This window comes from Actinotignum vesiculae, from assembly GCF_051267215.1.
Lineage (GTDB): Bacteria > Actinomycetota > Actinomycetes > Actinomycetales > Actinomycetaceae > Actinotignum > Actinotignum schaalii.
This window is the reverse complement of the sequence record NZ_JBOZGG010000003.1, coordinates 126,708-141,483: the sequence shown is the minus strand read 5'-3', so window position 1 is coordinate 141,483 and position 14,776 is coordinate 126,708. Positions and strand designations below refer to the sequence as shown.

The 14,776-nt window shown below is 63.5% G+C and carries 9 protein-coding genes; 8 read left to right on the top strand and 1 reads right to left on the bottom strand.

Annotated features, from left to right (window positions below; genetic code table 11):
• Positions 1-112 precede the first annotated feature (112 nt).
• Positions 113-847 carry a pyroglutamyl-peptidase I gene (locus ACRQHG_RS02910; protein WP_435719452.1) on the bottom strand — a complete coding sequence of 245 codons (735 nt, stop codon included), beginning with the start codon at positions 845-847 and terminating at the stop codon, positions 113-115.
• Positions 848-1,115: 268 nt separating this feature from the next.
• Between ACRQHG_RS02910 and ACRQHG_RS02905 the strand changes: the two genes are divergently transcribed.
• The 8 genes from ACRQHG_RS02905 to ACRQHG_RS02870 all read left to right on the top strand — a co-directional run bounded on the left by ACRQHG_RS02905 (position 1,116) and on the right by ACRQHG_RS02870 (position 14,728).
• Positions 1,116-1,457, top strand: a complete 342-nt coding sequence (locus ACRQHG_RS02905; RefSeq protein WP_435719451.1) for a hypothetical protein — start codon at positions 1,116-1,118, stop codon at positions 1,455-1,457.
• Positions 1,454-3,502, top strand: coding sequence for an alpha/beta hydrolase (locus ACRQHG_RS02900; RefSeq protein WP_435719450.1), 2,049 nt, complete (start codon positions 1,454-1,456; stop codon positions 3,500-3,502). Before ACRQHG_RS02905 ends, ACRQHG_RS02900 begins: the two co-directional genes overlap by 4 nt.
• Before the next feature lie 265 nt (positions 3,503-3,767).
• Complete coding sequence (gene ileS, locus ACRQHG_RS02895; RefSeq protein WP_435719482.1) at positions 3,768-7,013, top strand: isoleucine--tRNA ligase; 3,246 nt, start codon at positions 3,768-3,770, stop codon at positions 7,011-7,013.
• Positions 7,014-7,153: 140 nt separating this feature from the next.
• The gene (brnQ, locus tag ACRQHG_RS02890) at positions 7,154-8,524 is read left to right on the top strand and encodes a branched-chain amino acid transport system II carrier protein (RefSeq protein WP_435719449.1); all 1,371 of its coding nucleotides are present in this window, start codon (positions 7,154-7,156) and stop codon (positions 8,522-8,524) included.
• Between the two features lie 172 nt (positions 8,525-8,696).
• A complete protein-coding gene (gene uriH / locus ACRQHG_RS02885) occupies positions 8,697-9,665 on the top strand; it encodes a uridine-preferring nucleoside hydrolase UriH (RefSeq protein WP_026428515.1) in 969 nt (322 codons plus the stop codon).
• Positions 9,666-9,759: 94 nt separating this feature from the next.
• Entirely contained in the window at positions 9,760-11,199 is a 1,440-nt protein-coding gene (gene uriT / locus ACRQHG_RS02880) for a uridine transporter UriT (protein ID WP_435719448.1), read from the top strand.
• 127 nt (positions 11,200-11,326) lie between these two features.
• On the top strand, positions 11,327-13,030 hold the full coding sequence (locus ACRQHG_RS02875) for a bifunctional folylpolyglutamate synthase/dihydrofolate synthase (RefSeq protein WP_435719447.1): 1,704 nt from the start codon (positions 11,327-11,329) through the stop codon (positions 13,028-13,030).
• A gap of 138 nt (positions 13,031-13,168) precedes the next feature.
• The gene (locus ACRQHG_RS02870; RefSeq protein ID WP_026428518.1) at positions 13,169-14,728 is read left to right on the top strand and encodes an aspartate:alanine exchanger family transporter; all 1,560 of its coding nucleotides are present in this window, start codon (positions 13,169-13,171) and stop codon (positions 14,726-14,728) included.
• Positions 14,729-14,776 lie beyond the last annotated feature (48 nt).

Here is a 14,776-nt window from a genome sequence, read left to right as displayed (position 1 = left end):
GCCTCACCCGCGCCCGCCGGGGTGGTGACCTTCACCGTTCTCCACGTGCGCCGGTAACGGAGCGCTGGGGCGCTGGCGCCGTGCCCGCACCGTGTCGGTATCGTGCTGGAAACTAGCGGGTTTCAGCGACCTGCCGGGCAAGCTCCGCAATCGCCGCGGCGATCCCGCGGCCGAGCTCATCAAAGGTGGTGGCAGGCCGGGGGAGCGCCACGGCGGCGGCCTCGGTTGATGGTGCGGCGTGCGCTATGTCGGTTAGTAGTGTGGGCTGCGCTGTGGGTGACAACGCTGGCTGCGGCACCGCTGCGGACGGTGCGTCGGTTTCCCCGCCCACCGTGGCCACTCCGACGGTGCGCAGAGCCGGCACGTGAATGAAGAGGCCGGGAACAGGAAGCTGGGCCACGCGGTAGGCGATGTTATTGCAGAGGTAGCGCCCCGGATCTTGGCTCGTTTCCGCATTGATACCGGCCCCGGTAATAGCGCGGGTAATATCAGCCACCCGCACGGGACTCGCGGCGATAGCAGGCCCGCCCGCAATCACGGGTTCGCCATCGGGTTGGGCGCCCGCATTATCCGGAATCCGGGCGATATTCTCATTAAAAGCTTGGAGCTCCGGGGTGATAGCGCTACGCCCGCCCGCTTCTCCGATGGCAATGACCGCATCGGGGTGAAAACGTTCCACCGCCTCGGCGAGCACCTTCCCGGCGCTCGCGAACACCACCGGCAACATGGCCGTCGCGACCTCCACCTCGCAAGGAAGATCCATATCTCGAAGATGAGGGACGGAGCGCAGCGCTGCCTCCCGGCTCGCATTTTCGGTATCGGTACCAAAAGGCTCAAAATAAGTCACTAAAACACGCACACTTCACCCTACCGCGCCCCTACCTGTGGATAACTACACGCGCCGAACTCCGCCTGTGGATGGGCCCTGGACGGATCTTTCCCTTCCTGGCACCATCGGCTCAAGCGTTTGGCAGGGGGAGCCGGCGCCCAGAAAACACGCGGCGCCAGTTCAACGAAAGTAAGCGGCGCCTGCTCTACGAAAGTAAGCGGCGCCAGCGCAAAGAAAGTAACTGTTAGCAGGGCAAAGAAAAGGGAGCGAACAGGGGGAGGTCACGGTGGATGGTGTTCTGATCACGGAGTCTGCGACGGCGGATCTGCGCGCCGCGCTCGCGGACGTGAGTGCCGCGCTGGCTCCGCTGCGGGTGGATAGCGTGCCGGGAGCGGTGGCGGCGGCACTGGCTGGTACCCCACCGCCGGCCAGCGTGAGTGCGGGATGCGCGGCCCTGGATAGGCGCACCGGCGATATCGCGGCCCGAGCCGATGATCTAGCCGCCTCCCTCGCCCTGGCCTGGCGCATCTACCAGGGGGCAGATACCGCAGCCGGCGCGGATATGTCTGCTCTGGATATTGCCGGCACGAATATTTCTGGTTTGGATACCGCGGGGGTTGGAAGATGAAAGATCTCTGGGTGACGTGGGGGCAATTGTGCAGCTGGAACGGGGCCCTGCTCGGAGCGGTCCTCGGTGAGGTTGCGGGCGTACGCAGGCGCTGTGAAGAAGCCAGTTGGCAGCTGCGCCAGCTAGCGGCGCGCTCCTTGGCGGGGAAGTGGGAAGGCTACGGAGCACGAGCCTTCCTCTCCGATGTACGGGCCCTGGCCGCGCGCGCCGTCGCGCATACCGACCATATCGACCATCTCATCCAGGCCCTCGGGGAAGCCCAGCATAAAATCACCCGCACCCAAACGGCCGTGAGCGAAGCTCTCTCCCGCGCGAAGGCCGCCGGAATGGAGATCACCTCTAGCGGTGAGGTTGTTGATCCGCTGGACGGAGCGGATGCCACTGGGGTAGTGGACTGGGAACGGCGCCAGGTAGCGGTCCAGATTCGGGCGGAGGTGGAAGTAGCCTGCGGGTCGGCTGATAATACGCTCAGCTATCTGGACAAGGTTTTCACGCAGCTGGCTGCCGGGCAGATAGCCCCGGAGGCTCGCACCAACCACTATCGTTCGGTGGGGAAGGTGCCGGTTGGGAAAAGTGCGGCCTATGTGCAGTCCTGGTGGGCATCCCTGGGCGATGCCGAGCGCTCCTATGTGCTCGCGCATTACCCGCAGGATTTGGGAAATTTGGACGGAATACCCTACGCGGTGCGGGACCGCGCCAATATTGCCGTTGCCCGCCATGACGAAGAAATGGCCCGAGCCTACTACGATCCGATCCTGGCCGAGCTCTCCGCGGAGATTGCCAGCGCCCAGGCGGATCTTGAGGGGAACCTAGGGAAAACTGATCGGGAGATTCGCACCGCCCAGCTTGGTGCGGCCCAGCTGCGCCATGCCACTATCACCGACAATCTGGCCGCTTACGCCATGATTCGCACCCAGCGCGGCCTGGATCGTAATTGGCGTGAGCACATCTCCACGGCCCCGGTTCGCTCCGCTTCGCCCCAGGATTCGAAGCGGAGCTCGTCGCCATCCGCAGGGCGATCATCCGCCGCGCGACTATCCGCGGGGCGCGCAGCTCCGGCGCACTCGCCCGCGCCGCGTTCCTCTCCGCTGGCAGGCCCCGCCCAGTCCACACAGTCCGGCCATCCACGCCAACTCCTCGTGTATCGCGGACCGAACCGAGCCCGCACCGGCACCGGTGCAGAATTGCGCACCATCCAAGTTGCCCTAGCCCAAGGGAATGTGGATACTGCCTCATCTATCACCATCGAGGTAGGTGGGATGACCACCAATGTGGTGAATTCCCTTGATTCCCATATGGAAGCGGCCGGCCACTTGGCTACCCTCCAGCAGGAAATTCTCACCGCGCGCGGAGAAACGGGAAGCCCGGCGGTGGTGACCTGGTTTGATTACGCCGCCCCGCAAAGCGCACTGGATTCCTCTCTCTACACCCCGGCGAGGGCTCGGGAAGGCGGGGCCAGCCTCGCGCGTTTCGCGGAGGGAATTGCCCAGGTCCGCGGGGAAGATCGCCCGCGTATCAATTTGCTGGGGCATTCCTACGGTTCGGTGACGGCTTCAGCGGCCGCGGAGCGGGCTAGGCCCGGCGTCGTCGATACTCTTGTGGTGTACGGAACACCCGGGGTCGTGGCCGAAGGATGGGATATGAATACCGGGGCGCACGGGGCCGGAAGCGCTGCCTCCAATCACGTCCTCTCCAATAAAAAAGACATTATTAACGTGGTCAATGCGCTGGGCGGGGGAGCGGTATCGGGCGGGCACACCGACGCGCTCGGCTTCAATCCGCGCCGGGACCCGGATTTCACCGCGCATCACTTCTCCGGGCGCGGCGGCTTCTTCTCCCAGCATTCGGAATATTTGGAAAACGCGGATTCTCCACAAATGCGCGAACTGGCGCGCATCACCACGGAGCCTGCCACGGAGCGCGCCGCGCCGCCAGCAACGGAGCCTGGGGCGCCGCCCGCCACGCTTACGCAGCCCCACGAACCACCCGCCGGAGCTGCGCCGTCGCCCCAAAACCCACCGGTCCGCCCGCCACCCGGAAGCTAGATGCGCCCCGCGCGCGGAAGGGCTACAATGAGCGGCGTTGGCTATGACCCGGCAATCACCGGCGAGCTCTCGGAAGAACAGCCGCGCGGCCCTGCCCCGCAGCCCAGTAGAACCGAGCGGGTGGATCCGTCAGCGTCCTAATGAAGCGGTTACCCGCCGTACCACGCGTGCGGCGAGTAGCAAATGAGGTGGTACCGCGGTACCGGATATCCGGCGTCGTCCTCATTCCGAATAGGTTTGAGACACGAGGAGACACCGCGTGGATATGTATCCGCTTCATCGCGAGGGCGGCGTGCCCGCCTCCCCGAACTTCCCGAAGATGGAAGAAGGCACCCTCGCTTTCTGGAAGAAAGACAATACGTTCCAGTCCTCCGTTGAGCAGCGTGAATCCGGGCCGCACGGCTCCAATGAATTCGTTTTCTATGACGGCCCGCCGTTCGCCAACGGCCTGCCCCATTACGGTCACCTTCTCACCGGTTACGTCAAGGACGTGGTGGGGCGCTATCAGACCATGCGGGGGCGTCGGGTCGAGCGCCGCTTCGGGTGGGATACCCACGGGCTGCCGGCCGAACTGGAAGCCCAGCGTATCCTCGGGATTGATTCCACCGATGAGATCGAGGATATGGGCATCGCCACCTTCAACGAGGCCTGCCGTTCCTCGGTGCTGCGCTACACCAAGGAATGGGAAGAATACGTGACCCGCCAGGCGCGCTGGGTCGATTTTTCCCACGATTACAAGACCCTGGACACCACCTATATGGAATCGGTGCTGTGGGCCTTCAAGACCCTCTACGACAAGGGCCTGGCCTACGACGGCTATCGGGTGCTGCCTTACTGCTGGAATGACGAAACGCCGCTGTCCAATCACGAATTGAAGATGGATGACGACGTCTACAAGGACCGCCAGGACCTCAGCTTGACCGTGGGACTGCGCCTGGAATCCGGCGAACTTGCCCTTATTTGGACGACGACGCCCTGGACGCTCCCCTCCAATTTGGCGATCGCGGTGGGCCCGGACATCGAGTACCTCACCGTGGTTCCGCGCGAAGGCAAGCTGGAAGGCGAGCGGGTGGTGATTTCCGCCGCGCGCCTGGAATCCTACGCGAAGGAACTGGGTGAAGATCCGGAAGTTGTGGATCGTTTCCCCGGCTCGCAGCTGGTGGGCCGCGCCTACGCCCCGATTTTTGATTACTTCATGAACCGGGCGGCGGACGAAGCCCCCGGCCCGCATGCCTACCACGTTATCGCCGGGAACTTCGTGACCACCGAAGACGGTACCGGGCTGGTTCATATCGCCCCCGCCTTCGGTGAAGACGATATGTTCGCCTGCCAGGAAGTCGGGATTCGCCCCGTGGTGCCGGTGGACGGTGCCGGGCGTTTCACCTCCGAGGTGCCCGATTACGAAGGCACCCAGGTTTTTGATGCCAATCTGCCTATCACCCGTGACCTGCGCGAGGGAACCGGGCCGCTGGCACGCCGCCCGGAAAACGAGCGCGCCGTGCTGGTCCAAGAACGCTCCTACCTGCACTCCTACCCGCATTGCTGGCGCTGCCGCAAACCGCTCATCTACAAGGCGGTCTCCTCGTGGTTCGTGCGGGTAAGTGCCTTCCGGGATCGCATGGTCGAGCTCAACGAGCAGATCGAATGGACCCCGGCGCATATCAAGCACGGCCAATTCGGCAACTGGCTGGCCGGGGCGCGCGACTGGTCCATTTCCCGCAACCGGTTCTGGGGCAGCCCCATCCCGGTGTGGCGTTCCGATGACCCCAACTATCCGCGCGAAGATGTGTACGGTTCTCTGGAAGAGCTCGAGCGTGATTTCGGGCGCCTGCCGCGCAACGAGAAGGGCGAGGTGGATCTTCACCGCCCCTATATCGATGAGCTGACCCGCCCCAACCCGGATGATCCCACCGGTAAGTCCACCATGCGGCGCATTACCGACGTGCTGGACTGCTGGTTCGAATCCGGCTCCATGCCCTACGCCCAGGTCCACTATCCCTTCGAAAATAAGGACTGGTTCGAGGACCACTACCCGGGGGATTTCATCGTCGAGTACATCGGCCAAACCCGCGGGTGGTTCTACACCCTCCATGTATTGGCCACCGCGCTCTTTGACCGCCCGGCCTTCCGCACCTGTATCTCGCACGGCATCGTGCTGGGGGACGACGGCCAGAAGATGTCGAAGTCGCTGCGCAACTACCCGGATGTCTACGAGATGTTCGACGAGGTCGGCGCGGATGCGATGCGTTTCTTCCTCATGAATTCGCCGATTGTGCGCGGCGGGAACCTCATCGTGACCGAACGCGCCCTGCGCGATACGGTGCGCCAGGTGCTGCTGCCGCTGTGGAATGCCTACTACTTCTTCGCGCTTTACGCTTCGACGTGCTCGAAGGGGGAGGGCTACCGCGCCCAGCCGGTCAGCGACCCCTCCGGTCTGGATGTGATGGACCGCTACCTGCTGGCCAGCATTAAGGACCTGGCCGATAAGGTGCGCACCGACCTGGATAACTACGATATTCCGGCCGCTTGCGACCGGGTGCGCGGTTTCCTGGATGTGCTGACCAACTGGTACGTGCGCACTTCCCGGGATCGTTTCTGGAATGAGGACCACGCCGCCTTCGATACGCTCTACACGGCGCTCGAAGTGCTCATGCGGGTTATGGCGCCCCTCGCGCCGCTCGTAACCGAAGAGATCTGGAAGGGGCTGACCGGCGGGCGCTCCGTCCACCTGGAAGACTGGCCTGAACTGCCTGAATCTTGGGCGGATGATGCGCTGCGTGAAGCGATGGACGAGGCGCGCGCCGTTGTCTCCGCCGCGCACTCGCTGCGCAAAACCCACCAGTTGCGGGTGCGCCAACCGCTGCGCACCCTCACCATTGTCACCGACCGTGACCTGGCGCCCTTCACCGATCTCATCGCCCTGGAAGTGAACGTCAAGAATGTTGAACTCAAGGACGTGGCGCAATCGGGGATGAAGGTGAGTCGCGACCTCAAGGTCCTTCCGCGCGAACTGGATCCCCAGTTGCGCAAGATGACCTCCGCGCTCTTCCAGGCCGCCAAGGCCGGGAACTGGAGCGAGGACGGTGCGGATGCGGTGCTCCATACCGACCCGGAGGTGCGCCTGGCGCCCGGTCAGTTTGAGATCACGGTATCGGTGGAAGCCGACCCGGGTTCGGTGGCCGCAGCGCTCGATTCCGGCTCCTTCATCGCCTTGGATACCGAGGTGGACGAGGAACTGGAAGCCGAAGGTTACGCCCGCGACGTCGTGCGCGCCGTGCAGGACGAACGCAAGAATGCGCAGCTGCACGTGGCCGACCGGATCTCGCTCAAGCTCACGGTGCCCGCCGAGCGAGTCGCGGCAGTGACCCGCTACCTGCCCTTTATCCAGGAGGAAACCCTCGCGGTGGAGGCGCAGGTGACGGCGGGCGCGGACGGTGCGGACGGTGCTGAAGGCGTTGCAGGCGCTGCGGGCGCACCGCTCGGCATTGAGGTGACGAAAGTCGCGCACTAAAAATGCGGTATCACACGGCGCGCTCTGTAACGGCGCGCCGTGATCCTCTAGAGTAGGGTGCCTTGCATGGGCCGCGGTGGACCACCATAGTCTCCGCCGCGGCCCGGCACCGTTCTCACAATCCACACGAAGGTTCAGGGATGAAAAACTCGCGGGTCCTCACGCTCGCTGTGACCGGCTTGGCGCTCTTCGCCATGTTCTTCGGGGCGGGAAATCTTATTTTCCCGGTCATGCTCGGCATTCAAGCCGGCACGAATACCCCGCTGGCCATCGCCGGGTTTATCGGCACCGGGGTGATTCTCCCCGCCATTGGCCTCATCGCCGCCACCTCCAGCCGCGACGGCACCCCGCAAGATATTGCGACCCGTATCGGCCGTATCCCCGGTCACGCGCTACTGTGGGCGATTTTTATTACCACCGGCGTTTTGTACGCGGTGCCGCGAGTGGCTGCGGTGAGTTTCGAGGTTGCGGTCCGCCCCGTGATGCACGACGACGCCGCAGCCCGCCCCGCCCTCCTCGTTTTCTCCGCCGTGTTCTTCGTGGTGGCTGTGCTCGTGGCCCTCAACCCGGGCAAAATGGTGGACCGAGTGGGAGGTATCCTCACCCCCGCCCTTGTTATCCTCATGGCGATTCTTATTACGGTGGTGGTGCTCAACCTGCCGCCCCAGGTCTCCCTCCCGCAGGCACCGTATGCGCCCAATGCGCTCACCGGCGGGCTGCTGAGCGGATATATGACGATGGACGCGCTGGCGGCCTTCGTCTTCGGGCTGGTGATTGTGTCATCGTTGCGATCCAAGGGATTCACCTCCCGCGGGGCGCTCTTCGGGGGAGCGGCGGGAGTAGCCCTTATTGCTGCGCTTATTCTCGCCGCGATCTACTTGGGGCTCTCCCAGATCGGGGTGCGGGTGGCCACCGAAGGTTTCGCCAACGGTGCGGATGCTTTAGCCGCCGTCTCCGAGCGTTTCTTCGGGCGGGGCGGCCAGCTCATTTTCGGCGCCATCACCATCCTGGCGTGTTTGACCACGGCGATTGGCCTGCTGGGCGCCGCCACCCAGTTCTACCGCAGCTACCTTCCGGGCCTGGCCTACCGCCCCCTCCTCATCGGGCAGGGAATGTTCGCTTTTGCCATGTCCACGCTGGGTCTGGAAGGAATCCTCAATTTCATTAACCCGATCAACCGCTTTATTTATCCCATCGCGATTGTGCTTATTTTCGTGACCCTTGTTGATCTTGCGGTTCCCGGGCGCCTCCACTGGGCCTACCGAGCTTCCGCCTGGATCGCGGCGCCTTTCGCGCTCCTGGACGGCTTGGTTGTGACCGAATGGGATCTTTTCGCCCCCGTGGGTGAGTTTCTTGCGATAGTGCCGCTCGGGGAAGAAGGCTTGGCCTGGGCCGGGCCGGCGCTTCTCGGTTTCGTGCTCGGTCTAGTAGCGGACGGTATCCAGGGGCGATTGTTCCCGCCGGCACTGGTGCGGGGCACGGCGGCGCCGACGGAGGCGCCAGTATCCTGAAACGGGGTGTCCTAAAGGTGCCAGTCTCCTGAAACGGGGCTGTTGGGGGGCGCCAGCATCCTGACGGTGCCTACGGTGCTGCTGTGAACGCTCGCGGTGAAACCGTTCTTTCTATGTTTTAATGAAAGCACGTAGAACTCCGCGGGAGTTCCCCAAGGATGTGGAGAAAAACATGGCAACACAGCACACCCCGGAAAAAATCATTTTGGATTGCGATCCCGGTCATGACGACGCCGTTGCGATGCTGCTGGCGTGGGCAAATCCGCAGATTGATCTGCTTGCCGTCACCACGGTGGGCGGCAACCAAACGCTGAAGAAAGTGACGAATAATGCCCTCGCCGTGGGCACCGTTATGAAAATGACGGGAGTGCCTTTCGCGGCCGGATGCGACCGCCCGCTGGTACGCCCGGTGGAAGTCGCCCCCGATATTCACGGAGATACCGGTCTAGACGGCACAGAATTACCTACCCCGGCTATTGAGCTTGATTCCCGGCACGCCGTCGATCTCATTATTGACACTGTCATGGCGCACGAACCGGGCACCGTCACCCTTGTCCCCACCGGGCCGCTCACCAATATTGCGCTCGCGGTACGCAAGGAACCGCGCCTTGCCGAGCGCGTCAAGCAGGTGGTCCTCATGGGCGGGGGCTACCACGTTGGAAACTGGTCCGCGGTGGCCGAATTCAATATCAAGATCGACCCGGAAGCGGCGCATATCGTTTTCAACGAGCCGTGGAAGGTGGTTATGGTGGGCCTGGATCTCACCCACCAGGCACTCTGCACCCCGGAAGCCTACGCGAAGATTGACGCCGTGGGCACCCAGCCAGCCCGCTTCGTCCACGAACTCATGGACTTCTTCCGTGCCTCCTACCAGGACGCGCAGGGCTTCGACTACCCGCCGGTGCACGATCCGTGCGCCGTGGCCTACCTTATCGACCCCACCATCGTGGAAACGGTGCAGGTGCCCATCGATGTGGAACTCACCGGCACCCTCACCGTGGGGATGACGGTGGCTGATTTCCGCGGCCCCATTCCCGAAGATTGCCACACCTGGGCTGCGACCCGGCTCGATCACGGGCGTTTCTGGGATCTCATCGCCGATGCGCTGGAGCGCGTAGGCGAACACCACTACCTGGGCTAATCACGGGGCTAAGCCCCGCCCAACCCAACCTTTATGAACGGAGGACGGCGCTGCCACGGTGCGGCGTCGTCCTCCCCGGTGAGAAAGAAAAACTATGGCATCTTCCGTTCCCGCGCGTGCCGGTCAGGCACAATCCGGTTCGCGCACGAATATTATCGTGCTGATGGCCGCGCTACTCTGCGCGGTCTTCGCTTTCCAGCTCAACGCCTCCATGCTCTCCCCAGCCCTGCACACCATGAGCGTGGAACTAAACGCGACCGACGTGGAAATCGGCGTGACCCAAACGGCCTTCTTCGCCTCCGCCGCGCTCTTCTCCCTCTTCCTGCCGCGCTGGGGTGACCTGATCGGGCGCAAGAAGATTCTGCTGGGCATGCTCCTGGCCACCGGGATCGGATGCGTGGTCTCCGCACTGGCGCCCAATGTCACCATCCTCGGTATCGGGCGCGTGATTCAGGGGACGGCGGGGCCGATGGTGCCCCTCACCCTCGTCATGCTGCACCAGGAAGTACCCGAGCCGCGCCGTTACGCCAAGTACATGGCGATCCTGACCTCCGTCAACGGCGGTATCGCCGGGGTGGACGCCCTGCTGGGCGGATGGATTGCCGGTAACTGGGGCTTCCGCTACGTGTTCGGATGCATGGCGGTTGTGTGCGCCATCGCTTTTGTAGCGTCGATGTTCGGAACCCGCGAATCCCAGGGCGACCGCACCCCGATGGACTGGCCCGGCGTCATCGCACTGCTCATCGTTTTCGGCTGCGTCTACTTCGCCTTCAACGAATTGGGCAAGCTCGGGGATGCCCGCTGGTGGCTCATCGGTGTGGAAATCCTGGTAGCGGCCGTATCCGCGGTGATTTTCTGGAAGATCGAATCTTCGCGCACCCACCCGCTGGTGGCTACCCGCTACCTCAAGCAACGGCGCACCTGGGCGCTGCTATCGACCACCCTCTTCACCATGACCGGAGTATTCGCGGTCATGAACGGCCTCATTCCGAACCTGGCGCAGCTGGAAGCCAGCGCCGGTGGTCTGGAACTCCCGGCAGAAACAGTCTCCTTCGTGACGCTGACGCCTTACGCTATCGCCGGTCTCATTATGGGGCCGATTGCCGGGCAGCTCGCTTCGCGCTTCGGCTACAAGAAGGTGCTCCAGGCGGGGCTGCTTTCCACGGTGATTTTCCTCGGGATTGCGGTCTTTGGAGTTGGGACGCCCTCGAAGTCGCTTATCTTCTTCCTGTGCGTGGCCATCGGTATTACCTACGCCGGCACCGTCAATATCATGCTCAACGGCTTGGGCGTTGTGCTTTCTCCGGCCGATAACCAGGGCTACCTGCCGGGCATGAATGCCGGTGCTTTCAACCTGGGCGCCGGGCTCTCCTTCGCGATCCTGACCGCCGTGGCTACCGCCGTGGGCGGCACCGAGAACGTGGTGGGCGGGTACCAGGCCGGAATCGCGGTGGGTGCGGTCCTCGTGATTATCGCGCTCCTCCTCTCCACCCTCATCCCGTCGGTGGAGAACGCTGAAGAATCCGCGTCCTAAACATATGTGCGCCTGAGGATCTGCTCGGGCACCGGTAGATGATCGGTAACGGGGCCCACGGGACTGGCAGCGCCAGTCGCACCGTGGGCCCCGTGGTATATGCTGGTGTGCCGTGGAAAGGGCAGGTATGGGGACGAATAACGCGAAGCACGATGGCACCGGTCACAACGGTGCGGGGTACGACGACGCACAGAACTATCGCGAGGGGGAACTGGAGCAGGCCGGGGGCTTTGACCCGGAGGGAACATCCGGGGCTCCCGATGCGGGGGAGCCCCGTGATCCGGAAGAAGCGCGTGATCCGGAAGAGCTCCGTGATCTGGAGGAACCCCGTGATCTGGAGGAGGCGCGGGAAGCCGAACTTGACGCGGCACTCACCGAGGTCCTCAGCTCCGGACTTTTCGGGGACGAAGCCGTCATCCGGGAGGTCAAAGAATCACCCGATCCTATTATCGAGCTAGCGGATACCACCGCGGAGGAAGCCCGAGTGGAGGACATCTACCGCGATATCCTCACCCGCGCTCCCGAACACAAGGTGCAGCCCTCTCTCGAACGCGTCCAGATGTGCCTGGATTTACTTGGCAACCCGCACCATTCCTACCGGTGCGTGCACGTGACGGGCACCAACGGAAAAACCTCGACGGCGCGCATGATCGAAGCGCTGCTGCGCGAGCATGGCCTGCGCACCGGGCGCTTCACCTCCCCGCACCTGGTCTCGGTACGCGAACGCATCGCCATCGACGGGCATAACATTTCCCGCGCGGATTTCATTCAGGCATGGGAAGACGTTGCGCCTTTCGTTGAGCTCGTGGACCAGCGTTCTCAAGCGGAAGGGGGGCCGCGCATGAGCTTCTTTGAAGTATTCGTGGTCATGGCCTACGTAGCTTTCGCCGCCGCACCCATTGATGTGGCCGTGGTTGAAGTAGGTATGGGGGGACGGTGGGATGCCACCAATGTGATTGACGGCGACGTCGCCGTCCTCACGCCCATCGCCCTGGATCACGAACGCTGGCTCGGGCACACCATCGCGCAGATCGCGGGGGAGAAAGTCGGGATTATTAAGCCCGGGGCCAGCGTGGTGAGCGCCGCCCAACCCGAGGACGCCGCTGTGGCTATCGCTCAGGCAGCCCATCAGGCCCGCGCCCACGTATCTGTTTACGGAAAAGATATCGAGGTGCTTGGGCGGGAGACCGCGGTGGGCGGTCAGCTTATGACGGTGCGTACCCCTGCGGCTCGCTACGACGATATTCCCCTCGCGCTGCGCGGCTCCTACCAGGCGGAGAACGCGGCCCTCGCGCTCACGGCGGTTGAAGCATTCTTCGGCGGGCGCGCGCTTTCCGGTGACGTCGTCGAACATGCTCTGATGGCCGTGACCTCGCCCGGACGTCTCGAAGTGGTGCGCACTTCGCCCACCGTCCTCGTGGACGCGGCCCACAACCCCCACGGTGCGGCGCATACCGCCGCCGCGTTGGAAGAGTACTATCCCGGCCGGCGCGTCGGGGTGCTTGCCATGATGGCAGATAAGGACGTGGAAGGAACCCTCGGGCAGTTCGAGCCGGTGTTGGATTCCGTTGTGGTCACCGATATGCCCGGTGAGCGGGCGATGGACGCTGAGGAACTGGCACAGCTGGCACGGGAGGTCTTCGGTGAGGACCGAGTGCGGATGGAACGCGATCTGCTTGCCGCGATTGACGAGGCTGCCGGATGGGCCGAGGCCGAAGCCGGTGAGGAGCTCGCCACGCCGGTGGTGGCCGTGCTCGGTTCGGTCTACCTCGCGGGCATGGCGCGCCAGATCATGGGCAAAGGGACTCCTGATGAAGCTCCCACCGAGTAAGGACGGAGCCGGCACGGGGCACTGACGTGCTGGCACGGCGCGCTAAGGAGATGGCGCGGCGCACCAAGGTGATGTCGCGGCGCACTGAATTGGTAGAATCGGTAACGATCTACCAGTCTTCAACTCCGAGGTGGCACTGTGCTCGATATTCTCGCCAGCAATACCGTTCTCGTTGTTTTCATCGTGGTGGCGCTCGGTGCCGCCTTCGGGGCGATTCCTTTTGGTCCCCTGAAATTTGGGGCAGCGGGGGCGCTTTTCATCGGTTTGCTCGTCGGCGCGGTGGTTCCACCCTCCACTTCGCTCCTTGTGCTGCTGCAAGACCTAGGCCTGGGAATTTTCGTTTATATGATCGGCTTGGAAGCCGGGGAAACATTCTTCCAGGAGATCCGCAAACAGTTGGGCCTCATGCTCGCCTCGGTTATTGCGATTACAGCCGGGGCGGCAGCCGCGGTGGGACTGGGGGAACTCCTCGGTTTGCTCCGCGGTACCGCCGTGGGTGTTTTCGCCGGCTCGCTTACCTCCACTCCTTCGCTTGCACTCGCCCAGGAAATGACCGATCCGGATAATCCGGCGGTGGGCTATTCCATTGGCTATCCGGTGGGGGTCACACTCGCCATCGTCATGGTCGCTATTTTCATCAACCGGGAATGGAAAGCACGTAACGACCAACTTGACCCCGATGATGTGGAATTGGAACAGGCAACCGTCTACGTGGACCGGGAAATCTCCGCGGAGCAGATGCGGGATATCGCCGGCCAGCAGGTGCGATTCGTAGCCATGCGGCGCAATAGACGCTGGCATGTCCTCGATATGGAACGCGCTCTAGAACCGGGGGACCGGGTTCGTATTTTCGCTTCCCGAGCCGCACTTTCCGAAGCTATCGAACGCCTGGGCAGCCGCATGCGCCACCGACGCCTAACCGATCCGTATCTAACGGTGCACCGTTTTACGGTATCCAATCGGGATATTGCCGGACTCACGGTGGGTTCCCTCCCGCTCTACCGCCGCTTTGAAGCGCGGGTGACGGTCATCCGCCGTGCCGACGATGAAATCCTGGCCACCCCGGATACCTACCTGGAAATGGGCGACGTGGTAGAGGTCGCCCTCCCCACCTCACGGGTCGAGGAACTCGAAGAATACTTCGGTGATTCGGTCTCCAGCTCCTCGGAACTTGACTGGGTGGCGGCAGCCGGTGGGCTTGCCCTCGGCTTTGCCCTCGGACTGGTGGAAATCCCGCTTCCGGGTGGCGCGGCTTTCTCCCTCGGTGCGGCCGGCGGCCCGCTCGTGGTGGGGCTGATCCTCGGGGCGGTGCACCGCACCGGTCGGGTGCCCTGGCAGCTCCCGCGCCCCGCGAATCTCACCTTGCGCCAGTTCGGGCTCATGCTCTTCCTCGCGGCGGTGGGCCTCAACTCCGGTTCGGCTTTCGCCTCCACCGTCTTCACAATGGTGGGCTTGAAATCGTTGCTCTTGGCCGCGGCGGTGAGCATCGTCGGATGCGGGGTTATGATGGCGGCCGCCTGGATCCTCGGTTCCTCCGCCACCCGTTCTTCGGGTGCGGTGGCCGGGCTGCTCGGTCAGCCGGCAGTGCTGTCTTACGCCACCTCGCGCACCACCGATAACCGAGTGATGACCGGCTACGCCACCACCTTCGCGATTGCGCTCATCTATAAGATCGTCGTCGTCCCCTTCATGTTCTAGGAACCTGTAACGGTGCCGCGCACCCTCGCACCTTAATCGCGCACCGTC